Annotated in this window: 15 protein-coding genes and 2 riboswitches; of the genes, 9 read left to right on the forward strand and 6 right to left on the reverse strand. The window is 67.3% G+C overall.

Annotation, left to right across the window (positions count from 1 at the left end):
• Positions 1-3: 3 nt before the first annotated feature.
• Complete coding sequence (gene gcvP / locus E7Y32_RS12775; protein WP_146337431.1) at positions 4-2,856, reverse strand: aminomethyl-transferring glycine dehydrogenase; 2,853 nt, start codon at positions 2,854-2,856, stop codon at positions 4-6.
• A gap of 147 nt (positions 2,857-3,003) precedes the next feature.
• Positions 3,004-3,103: riboswitch (glycine riboswitch) on the reverse strand.
• A gap of 283 nt (positions 3,104-3,386) precedes the next feature.
• Positions 3,387-3,484: riboswitch (glycine riboswitch) on the forward strand.
• Positions 3,485-3,640: 156 nt separating this feature from the next.
• Between gcvP and E7Y32_RS12780 the strand changes: the two genes are divergently transcribed.
• The 4 genes from E7Y32_RS12780 to E7Y32_RS12795 all read left to right on the forward strand — a co-directional run bounded on the left by E7Y32_RS12780 (position 3,641) and on the right by E7Y32_RS12795 (position 7,263).
• Positions 3,641-5,110: an amino acid permease gene (locus E7Y32_RS12780; protein ID WP_146337432.1), complete on the forward strand. Its 1,470-nt coding sequence runs from the start codon at positions 3,641-3,643 to the stop codon at positions 5,108-5,110.
• A gap of 26 nt (positions 5,111-5,136) precedes the next feature.
• On the forward strand, positions 5,137-6,027 hold the full coding sequence (gene purU / locus E7Y32_RS12785; protein WP_395940455.1) for a formyltetrahydrofolate deformylase: 891 nt from the start codon (positions 5,137-5,139) through the stop codon (positions 6,025-6,027).
• A gap of 127 nt (positions 6,028-6,154) precedes the next feature.
• Positions 6,155-7,033: a methylenetetrahydrofolate reductase gene (locus E7Y32_RS12790; protein ID WP_261382442.1), complete on the forward strand. Its 879-nt coding sequence runs from the start codon at positions 6,155-6,157 to the stop codon at positions 7,031-7,033.
• Positions 7,033-7,263, forward strand: coding sequence for a hypothetical protein (locus E7Y32_RS12795; protein ID WP_146337434.1), 231 nt, complete (start codon positions 7,033-7,035; stop codon positions 7,261-7,263). Before E7Y32_RS12790 ends, E7Y32_RS12795 begins: the two co-directional genes overlap by 1 nt.
• Before the next feature lie 21 nt (positions 7,264-7,284).
• Here the strand turns inward: E7Y32_RS12795 and E7Y32_RS12800 are convergent, their stop codons facing one another.
• From E7Y32_RS12800 to E7Y32_RS12810, 3 genes are all read right to left on the reverse strand, one after another.
• Positions 7,285-7,932, reverse strand: coding sequence for an MBL fold metallo-hydrolase (locus E7Y32_RS12800; RefSeq protein WP_186466988.1), 648 nt, complete (start codon positions 7,930-7,932; stop codon positions 7,285-7,287).
• Positions 7,929-9,014 (reverse strand): S-(hydroxymethyl)mycothiol dehydrogenase, encoded by a 1,086-nt coding sequence (locus E7Y32_RS12805; protein ID WP_146337435.1) that lies wholly within the window; start codon positions 9,012-9,014, stop codon positions 7,929-7,931. The genes E7Y32_RS12800 and E7Y32_RS12805 overlap by 4 nt, the downstream gene beginning before the upstream one ends.
• A 116-nt stretch (positions 9,015-9,130) precedes the next feature.
• Positions 9,131-9,388, reverse strand: coding sequence for a mycoredoxin (locus E7Y32_RS12810; protein WP_146337436.1), 258 nt, complete (start codon positions 9,386-9,388; stop codon positions 9,131-9,133).
• 179 nt (positions 9,389-9,567) lie between these two features.
• Between E7Y32_RS12810 and E7Y32_RS12815 the strand changes: the two genes are divergently transcribed.
• Positions 9,568-10,296 carry an SOS response-associated peptidase gene (locus E7Y32_RS12815; protein ID WP_261382633.1) on the forward strand — a complete coding sequence of 243 codons (729 nt, stop codon included), beginning with the start codon at positions 9,568-9,570 and terminating at the stop codon, positions 10,294-10,296.
• Between the two features lie 8 nt (positions 10,297-10,304).
• Here the strand turns inward: E7Y32_RS12815 and E7Y32_RS12820 are convergent, their stop codons facing one another.
• Entirely contained in the window at positions 10,305-10,499 is a 195-nt protein-coding gene (locus tag E7Y32_RS12820) for a VOC family protein (RefSeq protein WP_146337438.1), read from the reverse strand.
• A 14-nt stretch (positions 10,500-10,513) separates the two neighbouring features.
• On the opposite strand from E7Y32_RS12820, the gene E7Y32_RS12825 reads away from it, so the two are divergent.
• Entirely contained in the window at positions 10,514-10,840 is a 327-nt protein-coding gene (locus E7Y32_RS12825) for a chorismate mutase (protein ID WP_146337439.1), read from the forward strand.
• A gap of 16 nt (positions 10,841-10,856) precedes the next feature.
• Here E7Y32_RS12825 and E7Y32_RS12830 read toward each other — a convergent pair whose 3' ends face one another.
• Complete coding sequence (locus E7Y32_RS12830; protein WP_146337440.1) at positions 10,857-11,243, reverse strand: hypothetical protein; 387 nt, start codon at positions 11,241-11,243, stop codon at positions 10,857-10,859.
• 157 nt (positions 11,244-11,400) lie between these two features.
• Between E7Y32_RS12830 and E7Y32_RS12835 the strand changes: the two genes are divergently transcribed.
• The 3 genes from E7Y32_RS12835 (at position 11,401) to thrS (ending at position 17,430) form a co-directional block, all read left to right on the forward strand.
• Entirely contained in the window at positions 11,401-11,730 is a 330-nt protein-coding gene (locus tag E7Y32_RS12835; RefSeq protein ID WP_146337441.1) for a DUF6504 family protein, read from the forward strand.
• Positions 11,727-15,254 (forward strand): DNA polymerase III subunit alpha, encoded by a 3,528-nt coding sequence (locus E7Y32_RS12840; protein WP_146337442.1) that lies wholly within the window; start codon positions 11,727-11,729, stop codon positions 15,252-15,254. The genes E7Y32_RS12835 and E7Y32_RS12840 overlap by 4 nt, the downstream gene beginning before the upstream one ends.
• A gap of 169 nt (positions 15,255-15,423) precedes the next feature.
• Complete coding sequence (thrS, locus tag E7Y32_RS12845; protein ID WP_146337443.1) at positions 15,424-17,430, forward strand: threonine--tRNA ligase; 2,007 nt, start codon at positions 15,424-15,426, stop codon at positions 17,428-17,430.
• Positions 17,431-17,444: the final 14 nt, after the last annotated feature.

A 17,444-nucleotide genomic window follows, 5' to 3' on the forward strand; every position in this document is an offset into this window, starting at 1 on the left:
TCCTTAGTTCTCGAATTCGGACAGCGGCGGGCAGGAGCAGACCAGGTTGCGGTCGCCGGCGGCGCCGTCGATCCGCCCGACCGGCGGGAAGTACTTGTCCTGCCGCAGCGTGTGGACCGGGAAGACTGCCTGCTCGCGAGGGTAGGCCCGCTCCCAGTCGGAAGAGACGACGGCGGCCGCCGTGTGCGGGGCGTTGCGCAGCGGGGAGTCCTCCACCGTGAACTCGCCGTTGGCCACCTGGTCGATCTCCTGCCGGATCGTGATCATCGCCGCGATGAAGCGGTCAATCTCGGCGAGGTCCTCGGACTCGGTGGGCTCCACCATCAGGGTGCCCGCTACGGGGAAGGACAGCGTGGGGGCGTGGAAGCCGAAGTCGATCAGGCGCTTGGCGACGTCCTCGGCGGTGACGCCGGTCCTGGCCGTGAGCTCGCGCAGATCCAGGATGCACTCGTGGGCCACGAGCCCGCTCTCCCCGGTGTAGAGCACCGGGAAGTGCTCATCCAGCCGTGCGGCGATGTAGTTGGCCGCGAGCAGCGCCGACTTAGTGGCCTCGGTCAGGCCCTGGCCGCCCATGAGCTTCACGTACGCCCAGGAGATCGGCAGCACACCGGCGGAGCCGTAGCGGGACGCCGAGATAGCCACGCCTGTCCCGCCTTGGCCGGCGGCCTTGTTCGCGTCGCCGGGCATAAACGGCGCCAGGTGCGCCTTGGCCGCGACCGGGCCGACGCCGGGTCCGCCGCCGCCGTGCGGGATGCAAAAGGTCTTGTGCAGGTTCAGGTGCGAGACGTCCCCGCCAAACCGGCCCGGCTGGGCCAGGCCCACGAGGGCGTTGAGGTTGGCGCCGTCGACGTAGACCTGGCCGCCGGCGGCGTGGACGGCGTCGCAGACCTCGCGGACGTCGGCGTCGTACACCCCGTGCGTGGACGGGTAGGTGATCATGATCGCCGAGAGCACGTCCTTGTGCTGCTCGATCTTGGCCTGCAGGTCCGCGTGGTCGATCGTGCCGTCCGAAGCTGTGGCCACGACGACGACCTTCATGCCGGCGAGCACCGCGGAGGCCGCGTTCGTGCCGTGCGCCGAGGCCGGGATCAGGCAGATGTTGCGCTGGGCCTCGCCGCGGGAGCGGTGGTAGCCCCGGATCGCCAGCAGGCCGGCGAGCTCGCCCTGGGAACCGGCGTTGGGCTGGATGGACACCTGGTCGTAGCCCGTGATTTCGGCGAGATCAGCCTCGAGGCCGCTGATGAGTTCCCGCCATCCCTCGGTCTGGGAGTCCGGCGCGAAGGGGTGGATGGAGGCGAACTCCGGCCAGGAGATGGCCTCCATCTCTGCCGTTGCGTTCAGCTTCATGGTGCAGGAACCCAGCGGAATCATGGTGCGGTCCAGCGCGAGGTCCCGGTCCGAGAGGCGGCGGATGTAGCGCAGCAACTGGGTTTCGGAGCGGTGCGTGTTGAAGACCGGGTGCTGCAGGAAGTCGGAGCTGCGCAGCACCGATTCGGGGAGCTCGAAGCCCTTGGCCTCCACGAGAGGGCCGGCGCCAAAGGCGACTACCACTGCGGAGAGAACCTCCGGCGTCGTGGTTTCATCGACGGACACGCCGACTGTGTCCGCGTCGATGAACCGCAGGTTGATGCCCCGGGCCTCGGCTGCGGCGATGGCCTTCGCGGCCTTGCCCGGCACGTGGACCGTGAGGGTGTCGAAGAAGGAGTCGCTCACCAGTTCCCGGCCGGCGATCTTCAGTGTGGCGGCCAGCGCGCGGGCGTTGTTGTGGACGGTCTCTGCGATCGCCTTGAGCCCGTCCGGGCCGTGGTAGACGGCGTAGAACGAGGACACAATGGCCAGCAGCGCCTGCGCGGTGCAGATGTTGGACGTGGCCTTTTCTCGCCGGATGTGCTGCTCGCGGGTCTGCAGTGCCAGGCGGTAGGCGGGGACGCCGGCGTTGTCCTTGGAGACGCCGACGATCCTGCCCGGGAGCGTGCGTTCCATGCCCTCGCGCACCGCCATGTACGCTGCGTGCGGGCCGCCGAAGAACAGCGGCACACCAAAGCGCTGGGTCGAGCCGACGGCGATGTCCGCGCCCTGCTCGCCCGGGGGAGTGATGAGGGTGAGGGCCAGCAGGTCGGCGGCCACGGTGACCAGGGCGCCGCGTTCCTTGGCCTCGGCGATTACGCCGGACTGGTCCCAGACCCGGCCGGAGACGCCGGGCTGCTGCAGGACGACGCCGTTGATGTCGCCGTCGGGCAGGCCCTTGGAGAGGTCCGCGACCTCGACGTCGAAGCCGAGGGCTTCGGCGCGGCCCAGCGCAATGGCGATGGTCTGAGGGAGGCAGTCGGCGTCGAGGACGGTCTTGGCCCCTGCAGCGGACTTGTTCTTGTTGGCGCGGCGCATGAGAAGCACGGCTTCGGCGACGGCGGTGGCCTCGTCGAGGAGGGAGGCGTTCGCGACCGGGAGCGCGGTGAGGTCCTGGACCATGGTCTGGAAGTTCAGCAGCGCCTCGAGCCGGCCCTGCGAAATTTCCGGCTGGTACGGCGTGTAGGCGGTGTACCAGGCCGGGGCTTCGAGGATGTTGCGCCGGATCACGGCCGGGGTGACGGTGTCGTAGTAGCCCTGGCCGATCATCTGCACGGCGGTCTTGTTCTTGGCTGCCAGCTTGCGCAACGCGGCCAGCACCTCGACTTCGCTGAGCGCACCGTCCAGGCTAAGGGGCTTTTCCTGCCGGATGGAATCGGGAACGGCGGTATCCACCAGGCCGTCGACACTGTCGTAGCCGACAGCCTTCAGCATGGTGTCGACGTCGGCCTCGCGGCGGGCGCCGATATGGCGGTCGGCGAAATTGGATGAAAGAGATTGAACCGTCAAGAGGAACTCCAAGGTTTGGCCGGCGCTAGGCGCCGGAGGGGACCGGGTTCCTCCCCGCTCTGTATTGGACCTGAGAGATTCCGCGGACCTTTGTCCGCTTGCACCGTCGGTGAGCCAGGAACTTACCTGACTGCTTTCCAGAGTTGCCTCGCCGCGGCGGTACATGGGCCTGAGAGATTCCTGGGGAGGATTTGCTCCTACGGCGCCTGCCCGTTGGTGACGGGGAGGACTCTCCCGCCACGGCTCGAAAGGCATATTCGAATGTGGTGATTCGCCTCACACCGTACACGCCTTCCCCGGCGTGGGGCAACAATGCCCCCGCCTCGCAATGTCACATTTGCGGGGCTTGACTTTCCCGAGTGATCCATCACACACTGATTCGGCCGGACGATGTCCTTCGAGGCTGTTCCGGTCATGTGGCTGAAGGTCCCGGCACATCCGGGGCACCGCACCCACAACGGCGCGCTTTTGATCGGAGCTAACCTCCACGCGACTGGGCCGTCCGTAACATCCACAAATGAACATGCCTATGATCTGCGGCGGGAGAGCCCTGCCGGTACATGCAGCAGGCGCCGTAGGAGCAAATCCTCCCCAGGAATCTCTCAGGCCCACGTACCGCCGCGGCGAGGCAACTCTGGAAAGCAGCCAGGCACGTTCCTGGCTCACCGAAGGTGCAAGCGGGTCTGCGGGGGCAGGAACGCGGAAACTCTCAGGTCCAAGACAGAGCGGGGAGGGACCCGAATCATCGTGGCACCAAAGTGCCACTTGAACGATGGAGTTCCTTATGACGATTCAACGACCACCTTCGGCTCCGGTTGAAGCCCCCCACCTTGAACGCCAGCTCAGCAACCGGCACATCCAGCTCATCGCGATTGGCGGCGCCATCGGCACCGGCCTGTTTATGGGCTCGGGCAAGACCATCTCGGCGGCCGGCCCCTCCGTAATCTTCGTCTACATGATCATCGGCTTTATGCTGTTCTTCGTCATGCGGGCCATGGGTGAGCTGTTGCTTTCCAACCTGCACTACAAGTCCTTCAGTGATTTCGCGGCAGACCTGCTGGGCCCTTGGGCCGGTTTCTTCACCGGCTGGACGTACTGGTTCTGCTGGGTGATCACCGGCATCGCCGACGTGATCGCCATCGCCGGGTACTCCCAGGAGCTCTGGCCCGGGCTGCCCCTGTGGATCCCGGGACTGGTCACCGTCGCCATCCTGCTGCTGCTGAACCTGACGACGGTGAAGGCCTTCGGCGAAACCGAGTTCTGGTTTGCGCTCATCAAGATCATCGCCATCGCGGCGTTGATTATCGTGGGCCTGTTCATGATTTTCAGCGGATTCAGCTCCGACGCCGGACCTGCCACGTTCAGCAACCTGTGGAGCCACGGGGGCTTCTTCCCGAATGAGTTCATGGGCTTCGTCGCCGGCTTCCAGATCGCCGTGTTCGCCTTCGTGGGCATCGAACTGGTGGGCACCACTGCCGCTGAGGCCAAGGACCCGGAAAAGAACCTGCCCCGGGCCATCAACTCCATCCCGGTCCGTGTCCTGCTCTTCTACGTGGGCGCCCTCATCATCCTGATGTCCGTTATCCCCTGGACCCAGTTCGCGGCCGGACACAGCCCGTTCATCGCCATGTTCTCCCTGGCCGGCCTCGGCGCTGCCGCCACCGTCGTCAACCTGGTGGTCCTTTCCTCGGCGATGTCCTCGGCCAACTCCGGGATCTACTCCACGTCTCGGATGGTCTACGGCCTGGCCCAGGAAGGTGATGCGCCGGTCCGTTTCGGTGCCCTGTCGCGCCGCAAGGTTCCCCAGAATGCGCTGTTCCTGTCTTGCGTGCTGCTGCTCGCCGGTGTGGTCCTGATGTACGCGGGGGAGAACATCGGCAAGGCTTTCGAGATGGTCACCACCGTTTCCGCCGTCTGCTTCGTTTTCGTCTGGTCGATCATCCTGGCCAGCTACATTGCCTTCCGCCGGCGCCGGCCGCACCTGCATGCCGCCTCGAAGTTCAAGATGCCCGGCGGTGTCCCCATGGTCTGGGCGGTCTTCGCCTTCTTCGCCTTCGTGCTCTGGACCCTGACCACCCAGCCGGACACTCTCACGGCGCTCCTGGTGACCCCCGTTTGGTTCATCATCCTCGGCGCGGCATGGTTCGTCCTGCGCCGTCGTCCCGCGCACCTGGCCCGCTACCAGGCGTTCCAGGACGAACTCCGGTCTGAGCAGGATGGTGCCAGCGGACGCCAGGCGGTGGACAGCCTGTGACCACCGGAGAAGCCACACCAGCCACCCTGTCTTCCCGCCCCGCGTTGGAAAAGCCGGTGGCGCCCGGTACGGAATTTGTCCTCACCCTCGACTGCGCCGAATCACCTGGAATCATCCACGCCGTCTCGGAATTCCTGCTGGCCCACGGCTGCAACATCATCGACATCAAGCAGTTCGGCGACCGGCAGGAACAGCACTTCTTCATGCGCGTGCACTTCGTCTCAGCAGGCGCGGACGCCGACGTCGAAGAACTCCGGCAGGATTTCCTTCCGGTGGCCGCGGAGTGGGACATGACGTGGCGGCTGGAACGCCACGGCCGGAAACAGCGGATCCTGGTCATGGTGTCCAAGTACGGGCACTGCCTCAACGACCTGCTCTTCCGCGCCCGCATCGGCGAACTGCCCGTCGAGATCGTCGCCGTCGTCTCCAACCACCAGGACCACGAGGACCTGGTCACCTGGCACGGGATTCCGTTCCACCACGTGCCGGTGAGCCAGCAAACCAAGCCCGCGGCCGAAGCAACGCTGCTCTCCCTGGTGGATAGCTACCAGGTGGAGCTGGTGGTCCTCGCCCGCTATATGCAGGTCCTGAGCGACAACCTCACGGCCCGCCTTGCCGGCAGGGCCATCAACATCCACCATTCCTTCCTGCCGAGCTTCAAGGGCGCCAAGCCCTACCACCAGGCCTACGAACGGGGCGTCAAAACGGTCGGGGCCACCGCGCACTACGTCAATTCCGAGCTGGACGAGGGACCCATCATTGCCCAGCAGGTGATCGAGGTGGACCACACTTACACGCCCGCTGACCTGGTGGCGGTGGGCCGCGACGCCGAATGCAAGGCCCTGACGAACGCCGTCCGCTGGCATGCCGAAGGCCGGATCATTCTCTCCGGCAACAGGACCGTCATCCTTCGCTGACGTCTCCCACCGACCATGCGAAGCCCCGTCGTCCGGGGCTTCGCATGGTGAACCTGCCGGGTCCGGTTCCGTCCGTTCCGGCCTGTCCGCTCCGGCGCGTTGCGCCGGCTATTCCTTGGAGTACCCCGTGACGGTTCATTCCCTTACGTCCATTTCCCCGTCAACCCAGCCCGCCGGAAACGATTCCGAGCTTCCCACGCGGCTGGAAATCGTTCCCACCGACGGCATCGTCGCCAGGGTTCAGGCAGGCCTCCCTGCGGGCTCGAAGCTCACGGTCACCTGCCTTCCGCATCACGGGGTCCAGTCCACAGTGCAAACGGCTGTCGAGCTTGGCCGGCTGGGTTTTGCTGTGGTGCCGCACCTCGCGGCCCGCAGCCTCGAAAGCCGCGCGGAACTCGCCGGCATCCTCAAAGACTGCGAGGCTGCCGGGATCACCGAGGTCTTCGCCATAGGCGGAGACGCCGCGCAGGCAGCCGGCCCGTACCCGAGCAGTGCACGCCTCCTGGAGGACATTGCCGAGCTCTCCGGCGGGCGCATCGCGGCAGGCGTCGCCGGCTACCCGGAGGGGCACCCGAAGCAGAGCCAGCTCCATATGCTCGATGCGCTGCTGGAAAAACAGCATCTTGCCTCCAGCGTGGTCACGCAGATGTGCTTCTCGGCCGCGCGGATCGGCTGGTACGTGGAGTTGCTGCGCCGCGAGGGCGTCACGCTGCCCGTGTGGGCCGGCGTCGCCGGGTCCGTCCCGCGGACCAAGCTCGTCGCGCTGGCGAGCAAGATCGGCGTGGGGCCCTCCCTGCGCTTTATCAGCCGCAAGGGCCCGCTCGCCCGCCGGCTGCTGGACGGTGGCAACTACTCTCCCCGACGTCTCGTGTCAGAGCTGTCGCCGGTCCGGCCGGCCTTGGCCGGTGTCCACCTCTACACGTTCAACAACCTCGAACCGTATGCGGCCGTCCGCCGGGCCGAAAGCGCCGCAGCGCCGGCAGCCATGCCGCCGGGACGCGGCTGATGGCCACGGCCGAGGACGCCGCCGGCGCCGCCCCGCGCGGCCTGCGCCTGCCCTGGGCGGCACTGCCACGCGGCCTGCCCGTTCAGATCACCGCCGGCGCGAGGTACCTCGGCCGTGGCACGGTGGACGGCGCCACGGCGGACGGATCCGTGCTGTGGGTCCTCTTCAACGGCATGGAGGGCCGGCGCATGTTCCACCGGGACGACCACGTTCACGTCGAAGTGGGGTAGCAGGGACCGCTGCCCACCGGGTCAGTGCCCGCGGGCGATCCAGTCCGCAAGGTGGGGTGCCTCGGCGCCGATGGTCGTCGAGTCCCCGTGCCCGGTCCGCACCACGGTGTCCGCCGGGAGCATGAGCAGCCTGGCCTTGATGGACTCGATGATGGTGGGGAAGTCGCTGAAGGACCGGCCGGTGGCGCCCGGGCCGCCTTGGAAGAGGGTGTCGCCGGTGAAGACGGTGCCCTTGTCCGCCAAGTAGAAGCTCACCGAGCCGGGGGAATGGCCCGGGGTGTGAAGCGCCGTGAGGCGGGCGCCGGCGACGTCGAAGGTGTCACCGTCCTCGATGCCGTGGTCCGGTTCGGTCCCGGGGAAGACCCGGTCCCAGAGCATCCAGTCATTCCGGTGCAGGTAAACCGGCGCGTTCACCAGATCCCGGAAGGCGCCAACGGCGGCGATGTGGTCGTCGTGGCCGTGGGTGAGCAGGATGGCTGCGACGGTCCGGCCGGCGACAGCGGCCGCGATGGCGTCGGCGTCGTGGGCCGGATCGATCACCACGCATTCCTCGTCAGTGCCGACGATCCAGACGTTGTTGTCCACGTCCCAGGTACCGCCGTCGAGCGAGAACGTCCCGGAGGTGACCAGCTGCTCGATCCGGAGGCCGGTGCCGGAGGTGCCGCTCACAGCTCGACCACCGAGCGGAGCACGGCGCCGGAGTGCATCTTCTCGAAGGCCTCCTCGATCTGGTCGATCGTGATGCGCTCGGTGACGAAGGCATCCAGATCCAGCCGGCCCTGCCGGTAGAGGTCGATCAGCATGGGGAAGTCGCGCGAAGGGAGGCAGTCGCCGTACCAGGAGGACTTCAGCGAGCCTCCCCGGCCGAAGACATCCAGCAGCGGCAGCTCCAGGGTCATCTCCGGGCTGGGGACGCCCACCAGCACCACTGTGCCGGCCAGGTCGCGGGCGTAGAAAGCCTGCTTGTACGTTTCGGGACGGCCTACGGCGTCGATCACCACGTCGGCGCCGAAACCGCCGGTCAGGTCCCGGATCGCCTCGACCGGGTCGACGGCGGAGGAGTCCACGATGTGGGTGGCGCCGAGGTCCTTGGCGCGTTCGAGCTTCTTGGCGTCGATGTCCACCGCGATCACGGTGGTGGCGCCGGCGAGCGCGGCGCCGGCCACGGCAGCCACGCCCACGCCGCCGCAGCCGATCACGGCGACGGAGTCCCCGCGGCGGACGTTGCCGGTGTTGATGGCGGCGCCGAGGCCGGCCATGACGCCGCAACCGAGCAGGCCGATGGCGGCGGGGTCGGCGTCGGGGTCCACCTTGGTGCACTGGCCGGCGGCGACGAGGGTCTTCTCGCCGAAGGCGCCGATGCCCAGCGCTGCGGAGAGTTCGGTGCCGTCCTCGAGGGTCATCTTTTGGGTGGCGTTGTGCGTATTGAAGCAGTACTGCGGCTCGCCGCGGCGGCAGGCCCGGCATTCGCCGCAGACGGCCCGCCAGTTCAGCACCACGCGGTCGCCGGGGGACACCTCAGTGACACCGGGGCCGACGGCGCTCACCACACCGGTGGCTTCGTGGCCGAGCAGGAACGGGAAGTCGTCGTTGATGGCGCCCTGCTTGTAATGCAGGTCGGTGTGGCAGACGCCGCAGGTGAGGACGTCCACCAGGGCCTCGCCGGGTCCGGGATCCGGCACCAGGATGGTCTCCAGGGTGACGGGGGCGTTCTTGGACCGGACGACGGCGCCTTTAACTTTGTGGACCATGCGGGTGACTCCTCTCATCCGGCTCCCGTGGCGGGAAGCGGCACGGCGCGGGCTCCTGGGATTACCGGGAGTCCGCGCCGCAAGTGGTGTGATTGGGTGTGTCCTGAAAAGGGGCGTTAGGCCGCGAGGCGGCTCTTGACCTCGGCCGCGGAGGGGTTGGTGGCCGCGGTGCCGTCCGGGAACAGCACGGTGGGGACGGTGCGGTTGCCTCCGTTGAGCTGCTCCACGAGTTCGGCGGTGCCTTCAACTTCCTCGATGTTGATCTCGGTGTACCCGATGCCCTGCGCGTCCAGCTGCTTCTTTAGCCGGTTGCAGTAGCCGCACCAGGTGGTCGAAAACATGGTGATGGTGCCGAAATCGGGGGTGAAGTCCACGAAGTTCTCCTCAAAGCTGGTTGGCGGCGCTGGTTCCCCTTGGTGGGCGGCAGCGCCGGTTGCCGACAAAAGTCGTACGTCACTACCAATAACCGTAACCCGTGGCCCCCTATTCCCGGACGCTATTCCGGCCGAGCGGCTCCCGGTGGCATGCTGGTGCCATGTGTGGACGCTACGTGATGGCCCGGGCCGTCGGGGACCTGCTGGCCGAATTCGACGCCGAACTCGAGGAAGAGGTAGTCATTCCGCCGTCGTGGAACGTGGCTCCGACGGCGGACGTGCCGATCCTGCTGGAGCGCCTGGTGGACGGCGAACCGGTGCGGCAGCTGCACATTGCCCGCTGGGGGCTCGTGCCTTCCTGGGCCAAGGACCCGGGCATCGGCTCGAAAATGATCAACGCGCGCAGTGAGAGCGTGCTGGAGAAGCCGGCGTTCCGCAAAGCCACCCGCACCCGGCGCTGCGCTGTTCCGGCGGACGGCTACTACGAATGGAAGGGTGAAGGCCGCGGCAAGCAGCCCTACTACGTGCACCCGAAGGACGGCAGCCCCATCGTGTTCGCGGGGCTCTATGAATGGTGGAAGGACCCGTCCAAGGCCGAGGGGGATCCGGGGCGCTGGCTGCTCTCGACGTCGATCCTCACCACCGACTCGCCGCCGGAGGGCTACGCGGACGGGATGCTCGCCGAACTGACGGCCCTGCACGACCGGGTTCCGCTGCCGATGGACCGGAAGACCATGACGACCTGGCTGGACCCGCAGGCCGACGACGCCGCCGCCCTCGTGGGGGTGGTCCGGGCCGGCGCGCACGACGTCGCCGAGGGCTGGACGATCGACGCCGTCAGCACCGCCGTCGGCAACGTGAAAAACGACTCGCCGGAGCTGATCCAGCCGGTGGGGAGCCTGTTTTAGGGCTGGCCCTAGACCGTGACCCTGCCGCCGGCGTCGACGGTCCAGGTGGGGTTGAAGGCGACCTCCCAGCGGAAACCGTCCGGGTCGACCACCTCGCCCGGCACCTCCCGGTGGACGGGCCAACCGAGGCCCTCGGCGTAGAAGCGGCGCGAGGCGTCAACGCTGCGGACACCCAATGAGATGAAGTCGACTCGTGGTTGCATCGTTCGATACTGTCATGCACATGTCCACACATCACGGAGACGACAAAGACGCCCAGGCCGACAGGGAACAGCTCGCCGCCGTGCGGGTGGCTGTCGACGAGGTAGACGAGCAGATCGTCGCACTGATCGGCCGGCGCGAACGGCTGATCCGGATCGCCGGGACGCTCAAGGCCGACAGCGCCGAGGTCCGTGCCCCGGGCCGGGTGGAGCGGGTACTCGAACACGTCAAAGCCACCGCGGAGCAGAAAGACATCGACCCGGAGATCGTCGAACAGACCTACCGGGCCATGATCGACGCCTTTATCCGGCTTGAGCTGGACGTGTACAAGGCCTCCAGCTAGGGCCGGTCTCGCCCGGTTATAGCGACTCTTCGACGGGCACGTTGGCCTGGAACTCCCGGCCGTCGCAATCGCTGAACGCCGTCATCAAGTGGCCCTTGGTCAGGCCCATCACCGTGCTGAGCGGAAAGTTCCCGGTGATGGTGTTGCCGGAGTGCTCCACACCCTTGAGATCGAAGTTCTCCTCCGTGCCGTCATGGCTGAAGCAGAAAAAGGACACAGCCTCGCCGTTCATGAACTCGATTTCCATCCGGCGCTGGTGGGAATGGTCAGGAGTGGCGGCCACGAGCCCGACCACGTAGGCCCCGGAACTCGGAATGTTCCCGTCTATATCGAACTTCGCCACCAAGGTTGAATCCTTGGCGGCGATGCTTACGTGCTTCAGGAGTGCGCTGTGGGAGCTCATGGCTCAATCCTGCTACCTGCGCCTGCGTCCGTCCACCCCCGATCTATGTTTTGTCCCCGGGGCGTCGTAGACTGGAAGTGTTCGAAGATATATTCGAATATCCACTTGATTGCCCGTAAGGGTTCTTGCGTGGAGCCAGCACTTTCCGGGAGGCGTTATGGGGATGTTCAGCGAGTCTGTCGACGTCGCCTGCACCCCGGACGGCCAACCCCGGTCCCTTGACTGGGCCGGCCGGCACTACGAGGTCTGCGCCGAACCGGTCCGCTGGTTCGAGCGGCGCCAGTGGTGGGCCGAGGAACAGCGCGCCCCGCTGGGCGGCGGGCCGGGCCTGGTGGACCATGAAATCTGGCGTGTCCAGCTCACCGATGCCGCCAATCCGGAGCGGACCCTCACCCTTGACCTGAGCCGGCATATAGGCAGCGGGCGCTGGCGGCTGCTGCGGATCCACGATGCCCTGCCACGGCTCCGGAAGCCCGAGTCGGCATGAGCTTCACCCATCTGCATGTCTCCACTGCGTTCAGCGCACATTATGGGGTCTCCTGGCCGGAGGAGCTGGCCGCGGCCGCCGCTGCGGACGGGGCCACGGCGCTCGCCTGCACGGACCGTGACGGACTGTACGGGACCGTCAAGCATCTGAAGGCCTGCATGGCCGCCGGCCTGGACCCGGTGGTCGGGGTGGACCTCGCGGTGTTTGACGACGACGGCGACCTCCGCACCCAGGTCGGGGGACGTGTGGTGGTCCTCGCGCACGGGCAGAACCACGGCGCAGGGTACCGGGCGCTGTGCCGGCTGGTCTCCGACGCCCATGCCCGCACCACGGGCAAGGCCGGCGGGGCGGTGCCCGTCGCCGTGACCCGGGCGGAACTCGCCTCGCGCAGCCTGGACCCGCAGACCCTCAAGCCGGTCCTGACCGTCCTGCTCGGCCCTGACTCCGACGTCGGCCGGTCCATGGGCGGGCGGCGCTACCTCCGGCCCCGCACCCTCTTCAAACGCTGGCTGGAGGCCATGCCCGCCGGCACCATCGCCGCCGAGGTTGTCTCACAGCTCAGCCCGCCCGGCGAACCGCTCAGCACCGCCCATGCCGTGCGGATGCTCAAGCTCGCTGCGGAACACGCGGTCCCCGCAGTGCTGAGCAACGCGGTGCGTTACTGCGCCGAGGACGGCGCCGCGACGGCGGACGTGCTCGACTCCGCCCGGACCCTGAAATCCCTGCCCGAACTCTCCGCCGCGCCGCAGCTGCAACCCAACGGGCAGGGCTGGCTGAAATCACCTGCCCAGATGTTGCGGCTCGGCCAGGAAATCATGCACTCTGCCGGGTACGGCGCCGCGGACCTGAAAAGCCTGCTGGCCCACACCGAGGCGCTCGCGGACCGGTGCCGGATGGACCCGGTCACGGACATGGGATGGAAGCAGCCCGTGGTTCCGGAAGCCTCGGTGATCGGGATTGCGGGGGACCCTTTGGTGGAACTCACCCAGCGCTGCGAGGCTGGAATCAACCGGCGCTTCCCGGGCATCGCCGGGAAGGCCGCCGAAAAGCTGCGCGCCCGGCTGGAGCATGAGCTGCGGATCATCGACGGCCTGGGCTTCGCCTCCTACTTCCTCACCGTCGCCGAGGTTTCCCGGATGATCCAGGACATGGGGGTCCGTGCCGCGGCCCGCGGGTCCGGGGCCTCCAGCCTGGTCAACTACCTGATCGACGTCAGCCAGGTGAACCCGCTGCAGCACGACCTCATCTTCGAGCGCTTCCTGTCCCGGGACCGCGCCACCCTACCGGACATCGACATCGACGTCGAAAGTGCGGAGCGGCACAACGTCTACCGCAAAATCTTTGAGCGCTTTGGTGCCGAACGCGTCACCCTGATGAGCATGCAGAACGGCTACCGTGCCCGCGGGGCCGTCCGTGACGCCGGCCTGGCCCTGGGCATGGACGGCAGTGACATCGACGAGATCGCCAAGCAGCTATGGCGGTTTTCGGCCCGGAACTTCCGTGAGGCCTTGGTGGAAAAGCCGGAGCTGAAGGAGTTCGCCGGCCGGGTGGAGCAGCGGGACTTCACCGAAAACCAGCAGCTGGACCTGCTGGTGGACCTGACCGAACGGCTGGACCGGCTGCCGCGCCACATCTCGATGCACCCCTGCGGGGTGATCCTCGGCGATGCCACCCTGCTGGACCGCACCCCCGTGCAGCCCAGCGGCCTGGGCCTGCCGATGAGCCAGTTCGACAAGCACGACATGGACCCGATGGGCATGCTCAAACTCGACGTGCTGGGCGTCCGGATGCAGAGCGCCATGGCCTTCGCGGTCCGTGAGGTGATCCGGCTGCACCCCTCCAAGGCCGAGGTGGTGGCCGCCGGCCGCCACCCGGCGGGGCCGGACGGCACCGGACCGGACTACATCGCCGCGGACGGGATGATCGATCTCAACGCCGTCCCGCTCGACGACGAACCCACCTATGAGCTGATCCGCAGCACCCATACCCTGGGCTGTTTCCAGATCGAATCCCCGGGCCAGCGGGAACTGATTGGCAAGCTGGCCCCACGCGAATTCAATGACCTCATCATCGACATCTCGCTGTTCCGCCCCGGGCCGATGAAGTCGGACATGGTCAGGCCCTTCCTGGAGCACCGGCACGGCTTCGCGCCGGAGGTCTACCCGCACCCGGACCTCAAACCGGTGCTGCAGGAAACCCACGGGGTGACCGTGTTCCACGAACAGATCCTCAAAACCTTCGACGTGATGACAGGGTGCGGGCTGGCCCGGGCCGACGAATTCCGGCGTGCCCTCGGCAACGAGGTGCTCGAAGCCAAGGTGGAGGAGTTCTTCCGGCGCGAAGCCCGGGCCCGTAACTACACGCCCGAGGTGGTGGACAAGGTCTGGGGGACCCTGAAAGCCTTCGGCAGCTTCGGCTTCTGCAAAGCCCACGGCGCCGCCTTCGCCGTGCCGACCTACCAGTCCGCCTGGCTCAAGACCCACCACCCCGAGGCCTTCCTCGCCGGGCTCTGGGAACACGACCCCGGCATGTACCCGAAGCGGCTGCTGGTCGCCGAGGCCCGCCGGCTGGGGATCCCCATCCTGCCGCTGGACATCAACCGCAGCCAGGCCGAATACCGGGTGGAGCGGGTGGAAACCGGCCCGGACCGGGGCAAGCTCGGCATCCGCCTGAGCATCAACGGCATCTTCGGGCTCTCCGGCGCCGAGCTGAAACGGATCGTCGCCGGCCAGCCCTACGACTCCCTCGCGGACCTGCGGGCACGCTCCCGGATCAGCAAACCGAGCATCCAGCGCCTGGCCCAACTGGGCGCCTTCGACTCGCTGCACCGGTCCTCCGGCGGAACCGCCAACCGGGCGGACCTGGTCCAGCACCTGCAGCAGCTCCAGGGCAGGGCGCAGCGCAAGGGGGTCGAGGTGATTGAGGGGCAGCTGGCCCTGCCGCTGGGCGATGTCGAGCTCAAAAACATCAAGTCCGGGCTTCCGGCCCCCACGCTAGTGGAGACCGTCCGGGCCGAACTGGACCTGATGGCCTTGGATGTCAGCGGCCACCTGATGGCCAGCCACCGGCCCCTGCTGGAGAAGCTCGGCGTCACGACGGCGGATCAGTTGCTGGGGCTGCGCAACGGCACCGAGGTGCTGGTGGCCGGGGTCCGGGTGGCCACCCAGACCCCGCCGATGCGGGGCGGCCGGCGGGTGGTGTTCATCAGCATCGACGACGGCACCGGCTGCGTGGATTCGGTCTTCTTCCACGAGGCCCAGGAACAGTCCGGCCCGCTGCTCTTCGGGACCCGGCTGCTGCTGATCCGAGGCACTACCCGGCGGACCGGGCCGCGCGGCATCAGCATCAGCGCCTCCATGGCCTGGGATCTCAGCCGCACCGAGACGCTGCCGTTCCCCGCGCCGGCTACCGGCGGACCCGGCGGTGCCGGCGGGGCCGGCACCCTGCCGCCGTCGGTAGCCTCCGAACCTGGCCCGCTGGACGGGATCCGGCGCCACCTTGCCATTACCGGCATGGGCGGCTGATCCGCCGCTGAACCGCGGCTGAACTGCCGCCGCGCGACCGCCGGACCGCTCACTGCAGGCGGCGGGCCGCGTTGGTTGGCCTATCCGGAACCCGATAGCATGGACGAGGCTGGCTGTGGTCCCCGTACGCCACAAGCTACGAAGCCTTAACTTTGAATAGGAGACACCCGTGTCAGATGCCCAGCAGATCACCCTTCTCGTCGACGGCGAAGAGACCAAGGTGACTACCGGGACCACCGGCGCGGAACTCTTTTTTGAGCGCCGGGACGTCGTGGTGGCCCGCGTCAACGGCGAGCTCAAGGACCTGGACCAGCCGCTTCCCGAGGGCGCCACGGTTGAGGGCGTCACCATCGAGTCCCCGGACGGCCTCAACGTGCTGCGCCACTCCACGGCCCACGTGATGGCCCAGGCGGTGCAGCAGTTGCGCCCCGATGCCAAGCTCGGCATCGGCCCGTACATCACCGACGGGTTCTACTTCGACTTCGACGTCGAGGAACCGTTCACCCCGGATGACCTGAAGACTCTGGAAAAGATGATGCAGAAAATCATCAACCAGAACCAAAAGTTCGTCCGCCGCGTCGTCTCCGAGGACGAGGCACGCGAGGCGATGAAGGACGAGCCGTACAAGCTCGAACTGATCGGCCTCAAGGGCGCCGGCTCCGACGCCGACGGCTCCTCCGTGGAGGTCGGCGGCGGCGAACTGAGCATCTACGACAACGTGGAGCGCAAGGACGGCACCGCCGTCTGGTGCGACCTGTGCCGCGGACCGCACCTGCCCAATACCAAGCTGATCTCCAACGCCTTTGCTCTGACCCGCTCCTCCGCTGCGTACTGGCGCGGCAGCGAAAAGAACAAGCAGCTCCAGCGCATCTACGGCACCGCGTGGCCCACCAAGGAAGCCCTGAAGGCCTACCAGGAGCGGATCGCCGAGGCCGAGCGCCGCGACCACCGCAAGCTCGGCGCCGAGCTGGACCTGTTCTCCTTCCCGGACGAGCTGGGCTCCGGCCTGCCGGTGTTCCACCCCAAGGGCGGCATCATCCGCAAGGCCATGGAGGACTACTCCCGCCAGCGCCACGTCGACGCCGGTTACGAGTTCGTCTACACCCCGCACATCACCAAGGGCCACCTCTATGAGGTCTCCGGCCACCTCGACTGGTACCGGGAGGGCATGTTCCCCCCGATGCACATCGACGCGGAACTGAACGAGGACGGCACCGTGCGCAAGCCCGGCCAGGACTACTACCTGAAGCCGATGAACTGCCCCATGCACAACCTGATCTTCCGCTCCCGCGGCCGCTCCTACCGCGAACTGCCGCTCCGGCTCTTCGAATTCGGCTCCGTGTACAGGTACGAGAAGTCCGGCGTTGTGCACGGCCTCACCCGCGTCCGGGGCATGACCCAGGACGACGCCCACATCTACTGCACCCGCGAGCAGATGAAGGACGAGCTGACCAAGACGCTGAACTTCGTCCTCGGCCTGCTCAAGGACTACGGGCTGGAGGACTTCTACCTGGAACTCTCCACCAAGGACCCGGAGAAGTCCGTCGGTTCGGACGAGGTCTGGGAGGAAGCCACCCGCACCCTCGAGGAGGTCGCCAAGGAATCCGGACTGGAACTGGTCCCGGATCCGGGCGGAGCCGCGTTCTACGGCCCCAAGATCTCGGTGCAGGCCCGCGACGCCATCGGCCGGACCTGGCAGATGTCCACCATCCAGCTGGACTTCAACCTGCCCGAGCGCTTCGAGCTCGAGTTCCAGGCCGCCGACGGCACCCGCCAGCGCCCGGTCATGATCCACCGCGCCCTCTTCGGCTCGATCGAACGCTTTATGGGCGTCCTGACCGAGCACTACGCCGGCGCTTTCCCGGCCTGGCTGGCTCCGGTCCAGGTGGTCGGCATCCCCGTGGCCGAGGCCTTCAACGATTACATGTTCGACGTCGTGGACCAGCTCAAGGCCGCCGGGATCCGGGCCGAGGTGGACATCTCCTCTGACCGGTTCCCGAAGAAGATCCGCACCGCAAGCAAGGACAAAATCCCGTTTGTACTGATCGCCGGAGGGGACGACGCCGAGGCCGGCGCCGTGTCCTTCCGGTTCCGTGACGGCAGCCAGGATAACGGCGTGCCCGTGGCCGAAGCTGTCCGCCGGATCGTCGACGCCGTCCGCAACCGGACCAGCTAGCGGGGGAGCAGCAC

It is taken from the genome of Arthrobacter sp. UKPF54-2 (assembly GCF_007858535.1).
Classification (GTDB): domain Bacteria; phylum Actinomycetota; class Actinomycetes; order Actinomycetales; family Micrococcaceae; genus Arthrobacter.